Origin of the sequence: Micrococcus sp. SL257 (assembly GCF_026625585.1) — a bacterium.
Lineage (GTDB): Bacteria > Actinomycetota > Actinomycetes > Actinomycetales > Micrococcaceae > Micrococcus > Micrococcus luteus.
On sequence record NZ_CP113053.1, the window covers coordinates 179067 to 192110 of the forward strand.

12 protein-coding genes and 2 pseudogenes are annotated in these 13044 nt (G+C 71.3%); 3 read left to right on the forward strand and 11 right to left on the reverse strand.

The window, feature by feature from the left end:
- Nucleotides 1–101: 101 nt before the first annotated feature.
- The 6 genes and pseudogenes from OVA32_RS00780 to OVA32_RS00800 all read right to left on the reverse strand — a co-directional run bounded on the left by OVA32_RS00780 (nucleotide 102) and on the right by OVA32_RS00800 (nucleotide 2730).
- Nucleotides 102–479 carry a hypothetical protein gene (locus OVA32_RS00780; protein WP_230260466.1) on the reverse strand — a complete coding sequence of 126 codons (378 nt, stop codon included), beginning with the start codon at nucleotides 477–479 and terminating at the stop codon, nucleotides 102–104.
- Nucleotides 480–604: 125 nt separating this feature from the next.
- The gene (locus tag OVA32_RS00785; RefSeq protein ID WP_205810640.1) at nucleotides 605–1198 is read right to left on the reverse strand and encodes a GNAT family N-acetyltransferase; all 594 of its coding nucleotides are present in this window, start codon (nucleotides 1196–1198) and stop codon (nucleotides 605–607) included.
- 78 nt (nucleotides 1199–1276) lie between these two features.
- Nucleotides 1277–1467 (reverse strand): annotated as a pseudogene (locus OVA32_RS00790) (transposase); the annotation flags it as partial.
- A 115-nt stretch (nucleotides 1468–1582) separates the two neighbouring features.
- Entirely contained in the window at nucleotides 1583–2269 is a 687-nt protein-coding gene (locus tag OVA32_RS00795; protein WP_036317302.1) for a helix-turn-helix domain-containing protein, read from the reverse strand.
- Between the two features lie 166 nt (nucleotides 2270–2435).
- Nucleotides 2436–2537 (reverse strand): annotated as a pseudogene (locus tag OVA32_RS11615) (recombinase family protein); the annotation flags it as partial.
- A gap of 25 nt (nucleotides 2538–2562) precedes the next feature.
- Nucleotides 2563–2730 carry a hypothetical protein gene (locus OVA32_RS00800; RefSeq protein WP_186315055.1) on the reverse strand — a complete coding sequence of 56 codons (168 nt, stop codon included), beginning with the start codon at nucleotides 2728–2730 and terminating at the stop codon, nucleotides 2563–2565.
- A 159-nt stretch (nucleotides 2731–2889) separates the two neighbouring features.
- On the opposite strand from OVA32_RS00800, the gene OVA32_RS00805 reads away from it, so the two are divergent.
- On the forward strand, nucleotides 2890–4212 hold the full coding sequence (locus tag OVA32_RS00805) for a short-chain fatty acid transporter (protein WP_044658673.1): 1323 nt from the start codon (nucleotides 2890–2892) through the stop codon (nucleotides 4210–4212).
- A gap of 178 nt (nucleotides 4213–4390) precedes the next feature.
- Here the strand turns inward: OVA32_RS00805 and OVA32_RS00810 are convergent, their stop codons facing one another.
- Complete coding sequence (locus OVA32_RS00810; protein ID WP_010079593.1) at nucleotides 4391–5032, reverse strand: thymidine kinase; 642 nt, start codon at nucleotides 5030–5032, stop codon at nucleotides 4391–4393.
- Between the two features lie 8 nt (nucleotides 5033–5040).
- Nucleotides 5041–5484 carry a DUF3151 domain-containing protein gene (locus OVA32_RS00815; protein ID WP_049147824.1) on the reverse strand — a complete coding sequence of 148 codons (444 nt, stop codon included), beginning with the start codon at nucleotides 5482–5484 and terminating at the stop codon, nucleotides 5041–5043.
- Nucleotides 5485–5658: 174 nt separating this feature from the next.
- Here OVA32_RS00815 and OVA32_RS00820 point away from each other — a divergent pair, with 174 nt between their 5' ends.
- On the forward strand, nucleotides 5659–6873 hold the full coding sequence (locus OVA32_RS00820; protein WP_036341081.1) for a hypothetical protein: 1215 nt from the start codon (nucleotides 5659–5661) through the stop codon (nucleotides 6871–6873).
- Between the two features lie 65 nt (nucleotides 6874–6938).
- Here the strand turns inward: OVA32_RS00820 and aceB are convergent, their stop codons facing one another.
- Complete coding sequence (aceB, locus tag OVA32_RS00825) at nucleotides 6939–8702, reverse strand: malate synthase A (RefSeq protein ID WP_082067554.1); 1764 nt, start codon at nucleotides 8700–8702, stop codon at nucleotides 6939–6941.
- A gap of 33 nt (nucleotides 8703–8735) precedes the next feature.
- Complete coding sequence (aceA, locus tag OVA32_RS00830; RefSeq protein WP_073116231.1) at nucleotides 8736–10043, reverse strand: isocitrate lyase; 1308 nt, start codon at nucleotides 10041–10043, stop codon at nucleotides 8736–8738.
- 268 nt (nucleotides 10044–10311) lie between these two features.
- Between aceA and OVA32_RS00835 the strand changes: the two genes are divergently transcribed.
- Entirely contained in the window at nucleotides 10312–11778 is a 1467-nt protein-coding gene (locus OVA32_RS00835; protein ID WP_144818610.1) for a helix-turn-helix domain-containing protein, read from the forward strand.
- A gap of 59 nt (nucleotides 11779–11837) precedes the next feature.
- On the opposite strand, the gene fbaA is transcribed toward OVA32_RS00835, so the two are convergent.
- The gene (fbaA, locus tag OVA32_RS00840; RefSeq protein ID WP_267714727.1) at nucleotides 11838–12860 is read right to left on the reverse strand and encodes a class II fructose-bisphosphate aldolase; all 1023 of its coding nucleotides are present in this window, start codon (nucleotides 12858–12860) and stop codon (nucleotides 11838–11840) included.
- Nucleotides 12861–13044 lie beyond the last annotated feature (184 nt).

The window sequence follows — 13044 nt, forward strand, 5'->3', positions numbered from 1 at the left end:
CTCTCCGGTGGGCGGGGCTCGGCCCCGGGCGGGTCTGACCCGAGGGACTCTAACAGTGTTCATTGAACAGTGTTCAGGAGCGCGGGACCATGACCCCGACGTCAGCGCCTGCGCCGGTCCAGAGGGACCGGCTCGGGCCGAGGCTGCTCCTCGAGCGTCGTCGTCGCCGCGAGGATGCCGTGGGCGGCGGCAGCGAGCACCGCGCCGAGCAGACCGGCCACGACCGCCCGGACGCCGGCGTCGCCGATCACGTTCAGCGCCAGCCCCGGAATGACCGCGGCCCCCATCAGCAGCATCACCCACGCGGTGGAGCCGGCTCCGGCGTCGAACACGTTGCGGCGAGCCTGCTCCGCCTCGACCCGGTGATGCACCCCTCGCAAGGCGAGCATCGCTCCGAGGGCCGTGACGGCCACCAGCGTCAGACCCCAGCCCAGCCCCAGGTCCTGCCGCAGCCCCGCGAACACACCGGTCGAACCCACCAGGGCAGACGCCACACCGATGCGCCACCGCCACTCACGCTCATTCCCCACCCGGCTCACAGCCCCATGCTGGCACACGGCCCTCGGAGGCGGAGCGGCAGATCATGCGGTCGTGGCCGGCGGGATCACTCCTGCGTAAGGGGCGGATGGAACTCCGAGGCGAGCATCGCGTAGGTGGCGCCATCCACCCAGCCGCGCGTGAGATGCAGAGACTCCTCCTTGAACGTGCCCTCGTGACGCATCCCCACCTTCTCCATGATGCGCAGGCTCGGAGCGTTGTCCGCGAAGGCATGAGCCTCCACGCGCCGCACACCCAGATCGTCGAACGCGAAGCCCAGCAGGGCTCGCGCAAGCTCGGTGCCATAGCCCTGCCCGGCCTGGCGCGGATCGATCGTCCAGCCGAGCTCGGCCTGGGCGTCCCGGGCTTCCTCCCGCGGGCCGCCCTGACTCCACGCGTCCTGCACCGCGACCTTCCCGACACCGACGATGACGTCTCCGGCCCGCACGGTGAGACGGTCCCCCGCCCCGAGGTAGGACTCGCGCAGCGCGTTCTCACTCTCCGGGCGGCCGGAGGTCCACGACCACACCTGCTCACGACGGCAGAAGCTCCACACGGCGGGTGCATCGAGACCCCGGAACGGGGTGAGGGTCAGCCGGCGGGCTCGCAGCGGGAAGCAGACGCCTCGACTCGCGGCGAGCTCCAGGAGAGGGGTGGCCATGACAGACAGGGTACGAACAAAAGTTCTCGAGTCAGCCCCCGGACAGACCAGTGCCCGCACCCTGCGTCGATGTCAGATCCACGCGGCCAGCCAGGGCCCGTTGACCTCGGGCAGATCCCGCCACGGAGTCCCGCACCTGCACTGGCAGATGATCGCTTCGACCATCGTGCGGGCATCCGAGAAGGGTCGGCCCTGCTGGCCCGTGCGGTCTGGAGCAGCGGGGCGATCAGCTCCGATTTGGCGTCGGAGACGACCTGGAACCGGGACATAGCTCCCCGGATCTCAGCGGGTCCCTGGAGCCATTCTCAGACACGCCCTAGGCCATCTCCAGCGCCGAGGCCCGCCTCACATCCGAGGAGGTCCTCCACGCTCAGGTGACGCGGCTCAGACACGATGCAACAGTCGATCGAGGGCCTCTCGCCCGGCGGCCCGCTCACGGACGTCGTCGGAGTCCATGAGGTCCAGCGCCACGACTGTTTCAGTGCGAAGCAGGGCGGAGGGATCCACGGGTGCAGGTATGTGGCGGATCACCACTTCCCCCGCCGCCGAGGCGTCGAGGCGGAGCCGCGACTGGAGAGCCTCCAGGTCGCCGAGCAGATAGCCCTCCTCCCGCTGGTTCCCTTCGACAGCGGCGAGCCCGAAGCGGCGGGCGAGATCCGACTGATCCAGGGCGGACACCCCCGAGGGCACGAGAACGTCGGCGAGCTTGGCTCGGGCTCGAGGCGAGGCGTGGAACCGGTGGGGCCGGGCCCTGTTCTCAGCCAGTCGGTGCATCTCGGCAGCGGTGAGCGTTCGCAGCCGGGAGCGCAGACGGGAGATCCGCGGCTGGTCAAGGAAGGCCCGTCCGTTTCCTCCGGCAAGGAGGTCGACGGCGGCCCAGGCGGTCCGCGGAGCCCAGGTGCGGCCGATACCCGGCGCCCTGCGGGCACGACGGGCCAGGGCGCGCTCATCGATGAACCAGGATTCTCCGAGGCGGCGGGCCGGCACATCACCGCGCTCGACGAGACGCCGCACATAGCGGTCGGAGACCTTGAGGCGCTCGGCGGCCTCCCCCACCGTCAGAAGAGTCATGCAAGAAGAGTACCGGAGTCGGGCCTGTTCATGCATGCCCGGGGAGCCCTGGCTTTGAGACCCTGTCATGCCATGCGCCGAGAGCGCGTGGCCCTCTCTCTAGAGCCGTACTCCACCAGAGCGGAGACGCGAGGGCCATCGACAGCAGCGCTTGGAAGGAAACAACACGCCCCAGGGCGATCCCTTCGGCCTGGCGCTCCTTGATCCTTCGACGCGCGAACTCAGCGAATGCGGCCTGGATGCCGAGCATGAGTCCGGCTACGGGGGAAGTGCCGGGCCTGGGCACCGTGATCTCACTCGGTCGAGACCCGCACGGTGCATCCCTTGTCGGTGAGCTCGTCCACGATCGCGTACAGATTCCGGGTGACCCGGCCGAGCCGGGCCACGACGTCGTCGACCGCTGGGGGATCGACCGCGCCGGCACTCTCGTCAGCGAGCTCCCGGCCAGGGACGCGGCCCACGTCCCGCCCACGACGATCGAGCGCCTAGAGTGATCCACATCACTCTCGCCGTGGCCTCTCACCCTGAACAGGAGCCTCATGTCCGCCACGTCCACACGTCCGCCCACACCCGGACCCTCGGGCCGTACCGCCCGCGAGGGCACGTTCTTCAGCCGCGCCATGCGCCCGCTGAACACGACGATGGAGCGGTTCATCCCGTCCTCGCTCGTGTTCACCATCGTGCTCACGTTCGCGGTGGCAGCCCTGTGCCTGCTGCTCACTCCGGCCGGGCCGGCCGACGTCGTCGTGGGCTGGGGTGACGGTCTGTCCGGACTGCTGGCGTTCATCACGCAGATGGCGCTCGTGCTCATGCTCGGACACATCCTGGCGAACACCGGCCCGGTGCGCCGTCTGCTCGCCAGGCTCGCCAGCATTCCCCGCACGCCCCTGGCCGCCTACATCTTCGTGTTCGTGGTGGCGGCGGCGGCCTCCCTCATCACGTGGGGCCTGGGCCTGGTGGTCGGTGCGCTGCTGGCCAAGGAGGTCGCGGCGCAGGCCCGTGAGCGCGGGCTGGTCCTGCACTTCCCGATGCTGGTGGCCGCCGGGTTCTCCGGGTTCGTGGTGTGGCACATGGGGTACTCGGGCTCCGGCCCGCTGACGGCCGCCACCCCCGGTTCGTTCCTCACGGAGAGCCTGGACGGCCGGACGGTCCCGGTCTCGGAGACCACCTTCTCCTGGTGGAACATCACCGCCGCCGTGGTGACCGTGCTCGTCGTGGCCCTGGCCCTGTTCCTCGTCGCCCCGCGCGCCGGGGACCGGATCGTGGAGCTGGAGATCGACGCGCGGGACCAGGACGCCGTGCCCGCACCGGAGATCGAGACGCCGGCGGACCGCCTCGACGCCTCCCGTGTCCCCACGCTCCTCGTGGGCGCCATGCTCGTGGTCTATCTGGTGATGCACTTCGTCGGCGGCGGCACCCTCACCCTGGACATCGTCAACTGGTCCTTCCTCGCGCTGATCCTGCTGCTGGTGCGCAGCCCGCACGAGCTGATCGGCCTCACCCAGTCGGCCGCGTCCAACGTGGGCGAGATCCTGCTGCAGTTCCCCCTCTACGCGGGCATCCTCGGCATGATGACGACCACCGGCCTGGTGGCGGTGCTCTCGGACGCCTTCGTGGCGATCTCGAACCCGGTGACGTTCGGCCTGCTGGCATTTCTGGCCGCGGGCCTCGTGAACTTCTTCGTCCCCTCCGGCGGCGGACAGTTCGCCGTGCAGGGCCCGATCATGCTCCAGGCCGGCGACGCGCTCGGCGTGGACCCGGCCATCACCATCATGGCCGTCTCCTACGGCGACCAGTGGACCAACATGATCCAGCCGTTCTGGGCAATCCCCCTTCTGGCGATCGCCGGGCTGAAGATGCGCGACATCCTGGGGTACACCACGGTCGTGCTGCTCGCGTCGGGGCTCGTCTTCGGCGGCACGCTCCTGCTCGTCTCGCTCTGACCCGATCGGCCGATGCCGGACGTGGCAGGACAGACGAAGGGCCCCGGGATCACCGGGGCCCTTCGCCTGTCATCACTCGCACCTTCATCACTCGCACCTCGATGAAGTGGTTCCACCGTACGAACCGAGCATGGGCGCAGCCGTCACGCAGCCTGGCAGTTGCCTGGCAATGGCCGCCTCAGCCCAGGGCACCGCCGGACTCCGCCAGGTAGCACGTGCCGCACAGGGACTCGTAGGTCACCTGGACACCGTCGATCGCCACCTGGTCCCCCTCGAACACGAAGTGCTCGGCGCCCGTGGCCGGGTCAACGACCTTGCGCGTGTTGAACACCGCCTTCCGGCCGCACCGGCAGATGGTCTTCAGCTCCTCGAGGGAGTGCGCCAGCTCCAGCAGCCGCGCGGAGCCCGGGAAGGAGCGGGTGCGGAAGTCGGTGCGCAGTCCGTAGGCGATCACGGGGACGCCGTCGAGCACGGCGATGCGCAGCAGGTCGTCCACCTGCGCCGGCTCGAGGAACTGTGCCTCGTCCACGAGCAGACACGCCACGGGCGGGGCCTCCACGTGCCCCACGAGGGCGTCCGGGTCGTCACCGGTGGCGTGCCGGCGGAACAGCTCCCGCACGTCCGCGCCCGCCGGGACGAGGAAGTCCACGGCGCGGGTCACACCGAGGCGGGAGACGACGTCGCCCTCCCCCTTCACGTCCACCTCCGGCTTGGCCAGCAGCACCCGCTGGCCGCGCTCCTCGTAGTTGAAGGCGGCCTGCAGCAGGCCCGTGGACTTGCCGGAGTTCATGGCCCCGTAGCGGAAGTAGAGCTTGGCCACGGCTCCGCTCAGCCCTGGGCGCGGCCCTGGCCGGCCTCGATCTGCTCTGCGGCCGTGGGGTCCGAGTCCCGCAGGAAGGTGCGGATGCGCTCGACCTCCTCGGACTCCCCGATCCCGGCGGCCGCGCGGCCCAGCGCGTACAGGGCGCGCAGGAAGCCGTGGTTGGGCTCGTGGGCGTACGGCACCGGGCCGGCGCCGCGCCACCCCGCCCGGCGCAGCGCGTCCAGACCCCGGTGGTAGCCGACGCGGGCGTACGCATAGGAGTCCACGGTCCGGCCCTCGGCCCACGCGTCCTCCGCCATGAGCGCCCACACCAGGGAGGACTCGGGCGCCACCGGCACGATGTCCTCGGGCAGGTCACCTGCCTCGAGCCGGGCCAGCACCTCCGGCTCCTCCGGCAGGCGCGTGGCCGGCGGCTCCATCAGGTTCTTGCCGATCAGGGACTCGGACATGGGATGCCTCTTCTCCTCGCGGACGATGCGGTCGCGGCCGAGTCTATCGACGGCGCCGGACGCCGGACGGATCGCCGTCCCCGCGTCCAGGACGGTCCGGTACCGTAGGCGCAGCGTCCGTCCGCAGCCCCACGCTCCCGGGGCCGGGCCGCCGATGCCGTCGAAGGAGCCTCCATGACCCACCCCGCGCCCGCCCGCCGCCGTGCCCCGCTGGCCGTCGGCGTCGCCGCCCTCGCCCTCGCCCTGGCCGGCTGCGGCTCGGCCGGCCAGTCCGGTGAGCCCGCCTCGTCGACCGCCGCGGCGCCCAGCGGATCGGCGGCCTCGGCCGCGGCCGGCTCGGCCACGGAGAGCCCCACCGACCCCGCGTCCGCCGCGGCGTCCCGCGTCCGTGAGGCCCTCGCGTCGGAGTCCGCCGAGGGCACCCCGCGCGCCGAGCCGCGTCAGGCGTTCGAGACCGTCGGCCCGGGCATCAAGGACGGCGCCGCCACCGAGGCCTGGAAGAACACGGCCGCGGTCCGCAACGACACCGTCTCCGTGATGGACTGCACGCGCGACGTCCTGGACCAGCGCACCCTGGACGCCGTCGCCACGCACATCCCGGACAGCTCGAACATCGAGATCGTGCAGCTGTTCGCCTCGCAGGACGAGACCCACGAGTTCCTCACCTGCGTCTACAACGGCTACTTCGAGTACAGCCCCGGCATGCCCCTGGCGCAGGTCCACTACCAGCACAACCTCGACGGCTCCCGCCTGGAGTGGTGCCAGGAGGAGCCCGCCGCCGTGGCGGACGAGTACACGTTCGACCCGAAGACCGGCAAGGGGCTGCTCGCCCTGCTGCGCCCCGGCATGGTCGGCGGCCAGGACGGCGCCCCCCTGCTGCCCCAGCGCACCGCGTGGGCCTGCTCCGAGGACGGCAGCGAGATGGTCTCCGTGACCATGGGCTCCATGGAGGGCTTCGGCGACGCCAACGGCGGCCTCACCCAGGTGAAGAACTCGCCGGTCGCGCAGAGCACCACCCTCGTCACCGAGACCCGCGACCACCTCGCGGACACCGTGCTGAAGGACGCCGGGGACTTCCAGGAGGTCATCAAGCTCAGCTCGCCGTTCTTCCTGAACGCGCAGATGGACGAGGAGACCCTGGCCCAGGCCCGGGAGATCCCCACCGGCCGCGTGCCCGACGAGCTGCTGAACAACCAGTCCACGATCGACCGCCCCGAGGGCGCCCCCGGCCCCGTGGCCCCCGGCCAGCCGCCGCGGCCGTTCCAGGGCGCCGCGCGGGAGGCCGCCGAATCCCAGCGGGCCGCGGAGGCGTCCGCCTCGGCGTCGGCCAGCCCGTCACCGACGAAGTCGGCTTCGGCCTCCCCGTCCCCCTCCACGTCCGGGGACTGACACCCGGCACGACGACGGCCGGTCACCTCGTGAGGTGACCGGCCGTCGTCGTGGGGCCCGGCGGATCAGGCCTTCGCCGCGGCGTCGTCCTGACCGGCGAAGTGCCGGCGGTACGCGCCCAGGGTGAGGAACGCCGGGTACTCCGGCGGCAGGGCCGACTCGCAGAACACGCGCACCGCGTCCTCGAACCGGTGGCCCTCGGGCAGCGGGCCGGCGAGGATCCGAGCGTGCTCCTCGCGGATCAGCTGCTCCATCCAGCCGCGGTTGGCGGTCCGCACGCCGCCCTCGGTCAGCTGCACACCGGTGCCGTTGTGTGCCCACTGCCAGATCTGGGACCGGGAGATCTCCGCCGTGGCGGCGTCCTCCATGAGTCCGTGGATCGCGGCGGCGCCGTTCCCCCGCAGCCAGGACTCGATGTAGCGGATCCCGACCTCGATGTTCATCCGCACGCCGGCCTCGGTCACCGAGCCCGTGGTCGCGGCGACGTCGAGCAGGGCGGCCTCGTCCGGCACCACGTCCTCGCGGCGGCGGGTGCGGATCTGGTTCGGGGCCTCGCCGAGCACGGCGTCGAACTCCTCCCGGGCGACCGGCACGAGGTCCGGGTGCGCCACCCACGAGCCGTCGAAGCCGTCGCCGGCCTCGCGGGCCTTGTCCGCGCGCACCTTCTCCAGCGCGGCGGCGTTGGCCTCCTCGTTCCGGCGGTCCGGGATCACGGCAGACATGCCGCCGATCGCCGAGGCGCCGCGCCGGTGGCAGGCCCGGACCAGCTGCTCCGTGTAGGCCCGCATCATCGGCTGGGTCATGGTCACCTCCGAGCGGTCCGGGAGGACGAACTCGGCCCCGCGGTCCCGGAAGTTCTTGATGATGGAGAAGATGTAGTCCCAGCGGCCGGCGTTGAGGCCCGCGGCGTGGTTGCGCAGCTGGTACAGGATCTCCTCCATCTGGAACGCCGCGGTGATCGTCTCGATCAGCACGGTGGCCCGGATGGTGCCCTGGGGGATGCCCAGCTCGTCCTGCGCCGCCACGAACACGCAGTTCCACAGCCGCGCCTCGAGATGGGACTCGAGCTTGGGCAGGTAGAAGTACGGGCCGTGGCCGCGGCGGATCAGCTCGTCGGCGTTGTGGAAGAAGTACAGGCCGAAGTCCACGAGGGCGCCGGCCATCGGCTCGCCGTCCACACGGATGTGGTCCTCGAGGAGGTGCCAGCCGCGCGGGCGGACGATGATGGTCGGCCGGTCCGTGAGCTCGCGCTCGCGCAGCCGGTACTCCTTGCCCTCGGGGGAGGTGAAGTCGATCCGGTCGCGGATCGCGTCGAACAGGTTGACCTGCCCGTCCAGCATCCGGTCCCAGGACGGCGTCGAGGAGTCCTCGAAGTCGGCGAGCCAGCCCGAGGCGCCCGAGTTGAGGGCGTTGATCGTCATCTTCCGATCCACGGGGCCGGTGATCTCCACGCGGCGGTCCTGCAGGCCGGGGGCCAGCGGCGCCACACGCCAGGAGTCGTCCTCGCGGACCCGGCGGGTGGACCGCAGGTAGTGCGGGTTCCAGCCGTCGGTGATGCGGCGCCGGGTGTACTCCCGCTCCTCGAGCAGCCGCCGGCGGCGGTCCTCGGCCAGCCGGTGCAGGCGGCCGAGGAACGCCAGCGCCTCGTCCGTGAGGATCTCGGCCTGCCGCCCGTCGACCGGCCCGTGGACGGTCACCACGGGGGCGGCGCCCTCGGGGATGACGACGGGGATGGCCTGGGTGCTCACGTCATGCGGCAGGGGCGTGTGCTCCCGAACGTCGTCGGCATGGATCTCGTGCAGGGTGGGGGTCGTGGTCTGCGGGCTCATGGGACTGCCTCCTCGCGGTCTCGGCTGAGCGGATCAGTGGAACTGGCCGGACTCCGTGGAGCCCGCCAGGGCCACCGTGGAGCTGTCCGGGTTGATGGCGGTGGACACGGCGTCGAAGTAGCCGGTGCCGACCTCGCGCTGGTGCTTGGTCGCGGTGTAGCCGCGGGCCTCGTCGGCGAACTCGCGCTCCTGCAGCTCGACGTACGCGGACATCTGGCGCTCGTTGTATCCCTTGGCCAGGTCGAACATCGAGTGGTTCAGGGCGTGGAAGCCGGCCAGCGTGATGAACTGGAAGGTGTAGCCCATGGCGCCCAGCTCGCGCTGGAACTTGGCGATGGTGTCGTCGTCGAGGTTCTTCTTCCAGTTGAAGGACGGCGAGCAGTTGTAGGCCAGCATCTGGTCCGGGAACTCGGCCTTGACGGCCTCGGCGAACTTCCGGGCCAGCTCGAGGTCCGGCGTGCCGGTCTCCATCCAGATCAGGTCCGCGTGGGGGGCGTAGGCCTTGGCACGGGCGATGCAGGGCTCGACGCCGTTGCGGACCTTGTAGAAGCCCTCCGCGGTGCGCTCACCGGTGATGAACTCGGCGTCGCGCTCGTCCACGTCCGAGGTGATCAGGGTGGCCGCCTCGGCGTCGGTGCGGGCGATGATCACGCTGGGCACGTCGGCGACGTCGGCGGCCAGGCGGGCGGCGTTGAGCGTGCGGATGTGCTGGCCGGTGGGGATGAGCACCTTGCCGCCGAGGTGGCCGCACTTCTTCTCGGAGGCCAGCTGGTCCTCCCAGTGCACACCGGAGGCGCCGGCGGTGATCATCGACTTCATGAGCTCGTAGGCGTTGAGCGGGCCGCCGAAGCCGGCCTCGGCGTCGGCCACGATCGGCACGAGCCAGTCCTCGACGGTGCTGACGCCCTCGGCGTGCTCGATCTGGTCCGCGCGCAGCAGGGCGTTGTTGATGCGGCGCACCACCTGCGGCACGGAGTTGGCCGGGTACAGGGACTGGTCCGGGTACGTGTGGCCGGAGAGGTTGGCGTCCGCGGCGACCTGCCAGCCGGAGAGGTAGATGGCGCGCAGCCCGGCCTTGACCTGCTGGACGGCCTGGTTGCCGGTGAGGGCGCCGAGGGCGTTGGTGAACTCACCGCGGGCGTTCTCGTCCTTCAGCTGGGTCCACAGCTTCTCGGCGCCGCGGCGGGCCAGCGTGTGCTCCTCCTGGATGCGGCCGCGGAGACGGACGACGTCCTCGGCGGTGAAGCTGCGCTCGACGCCGGCCCAGCGGGGGTTGTTGTCCCAGTCGTGCTGGAGCTGTTCGGCGGAGGCGGGAGTGGAGTGGTGGGGCTGGGTGGTCATGACGTCCTCCTGAGGATCGGTCCGGTTCGTGAAGGGTTCGGTGCGACGTGTCCGTCGCTGCCGTTGACATCCACCTTGGCCCCGGGCAAGGCCCTCTGGAGCACAAAATCGGTGGAAACTCCGGCTGTTCCTGCCACTGGGTCAGAACGTGACGGTCCTTGCGCCCCCATGTGGCCTGGATCACGGCAACGGCCCCCCGCTTGTCAAGAATGTGACTTTCTTTCCGAAACACGTGATCTCCTCCCCGGTTCCGTCTACAGTTCCGCGCATGATGACCCGCCCGCTTCCCGAGGACAGCGCGACCGTGGACGCCGTCGCGCTGGGCCGCCGCGTTCGGCACCTGCGCAAGCAGGCCGGCCTCACCCTGGACCAGCTCGCGGAGCGCACGGGAGTGAGCGGCTCGCACCTGTCCCTCGTGGAGAACGCCCGCCGCGAGCCGCGGCTCTCGCTGGTCCAGCGGATCGCCGAGGTCCTGGGCGTGCCGGTCGAGGACCTGCTCACCGGCCGGGCCCCCACCCGGCGGGCCGAACTGGAGATCGAGGTCGAACGGTTCGCGCGCTCGGAGCACTACGCCTCCCTCGGCCTGCCGCCGCTGCGCATCGGGCCCCGCACCCCCACCGAGGTCCTCGAGGTGATCGCGGGGCTGGAGGCCGAGCTGCGCCGTCGCCTGGAGGAGCAGGCCGCCACCCCCGAGGAGGCGCGCCGCGCCAACGCCCAGCTGCGCGCCCGGATGCGCGCGGTGGACAACCACTACCCCGACCTCGAGGCCGAGGCGCATCGGCTGCTCGACGCGATCGGCCACACGGGCGGGCCGCTGGGCCTGCACGCGGTCTCGGAGCTGGCCGAGCACCTCGGCTTCACCCTGCGCTTCGTCCCGGACCTGCCGCACTCCACGCGCTCCGTCACGGACCTCAAGCACGGGCGCATCCACATCAGCGGCTCCCGCTCCTCAGACCATGACCGCCGCACCGTGGTGCTCCAGGCCCTCGCCGCCGCCGTCCTGGGCCACGGCGAGCCGCGGGACTACGAGGACTTCCTCGCCCAGCGTGTGGCGGTGAACTACCTGGCGGGCGCGCTGCTCATGCCGCAGCGGGCGGCGTCGTCGCTGCTGCGGGCCGCCCAGAAGCGCCGGGACCTGTCCGTGGACGACCTGAAGGACGCGTTCGGCGTCTCCTACGAGGCCGCCGCGCACCGGTTCACCAACCTGGCCACCGTGGACCTGGGCATCCGCTGCCACTTCCAGAAGGTCCACGAGACCGGGGTGATCCACAAGGCCTACGAGAATGACGGGATCGTGTTCCCCGCCGACCACACCGGTGCGATCGAGGGCCAGCAGGCGTGCCGGAAGTGGGGCGCACGGCAGGCGTTCTCCCGCAACGACCGGTTCCGCGCCCACGCCCAGTACACGGACTCGCCCAACGGGACGTTCTGGTGCACCTCGATGATCGAGAACGGCCCCGACGGACTGTTCGCCCTCTCCGTGGGCACCCCGTTCGAGCATGCCCGGCACTTCCGCGGCGCGGACACCCGCCACCGGGTCACCTCCACGTGCCCGGATCCGCGCTGCTGCCGCCGCCCCGACCCCGAGCTCGAGGCCGCGTGGGGCGGGCACGTGTGGCCCGCGGCCCGCATGCACGCGCATCTGCTGGCGGCCATGCCCACGCAGACCTTCCCCGGTGTGGACGAGCGCGAGGTCTTCGAGTTCCTCCAGGCCCAGGAGGAGCGGGAGGGCTGAGGACGACGCCGGCCCGCACCCTCACGCGAGGGTGCGGGCCGGCGCGGCGGACGGCGGGGTCAGCCGATGCTCTTGCCGGCCGAGTTCAGCTCGGTGCAGGCCTGGACCACGCGGGCGGCCATGGCCTCCTCGGCCTTGGCGCCCCACACGCGGGGGTCGTACTGCTTCTTGTCGCCGACCTCGCCGTCGACCTTCAGGACGCCGTCGTAGTTCTCGAACATGTGCCCGGCCACCGGGCGGGTGAACGCGTACTGGGTGTCCGTGTCCACGTTCATCTTCACGACGCCGTACTCCACCGAGTCGGCGATCTCCTGGGCGGCGGAGCCGGAGCCGCCGTGGAACACGAGGTCGAACGGGCGCTCCCTGCCGAACTTCTCGCCCACGGCCTGCTGGATCTCCTGCAGGATCTCCGGGCGCAGCTTCACGTTGCCCGGCTTGTAGACGCCGTGCACGTTGCCGAAGGTCAGCGCGGTGAGGTAGCGACCGTGCTCGCCGAGGCCGAGGGCCTCCACCGTGGCGATGCCGTCCGCCACGGTGGTGTAGAGCTTCTCGTTGATCTCGTGGGCCACGCCGTCCTCCTCGCCGCCCACGACGCCGATCTCCACCTCGAGGATCTGCTTGTTGGCGTGGGTGCGGGCGAGCAGCTCGCGGCCGATCCGCAGGTTCTCCTCGAGGGTCTCGGCGGAGCCGTCCCACATGTGGGAGTTGAAGATCGGGTCGCGCCCGGCCTTCACCTCGGCCTCGGAGGCGTCCAGCAGGGGCAGGACGAAGCCCTCGAGCTTGTCCTGGGGGCAGTGGTCCGTGTGCAGGGCGATGTTCACGGAGTACTTCTTGGCGACCTCGCGCGCGAACGCCGCGAAGGCCAGCGAGCCGGCGACCATGTCCTTCACGGAGGAGCCGGAGAAGTAGGCGGCGCCGCCGGTGGAGACCTGGACGATGCCGTCCGAGCCGGCCTCGGCGAAGCCGCGGATGGCGGCGTTCAGGGTCTGGGAGCTGGTGACGTTGATCGCCGGGTAGGCGAAGGCGCCGTTCTTGGCGGCGTCGATCATCTCGGCGTACTTCTCCGGGGATGCGATGGGCATGCTGCAGCTCCTAGGCGTCGTCGACTCGGGCAGGCGGGGGAGCGCGGCGGGCGCGCCGCCCTCGGGCTCATCCTATCCGCGCGGCCGGACCCGCCCCAGGGCCCCGGGCCCGACGGCGACGCCGGCCTGGGCACGACCCCGCCGTTGGCCTAGGGTGAGCGGCGTCACATTCGCATCCGAGAGA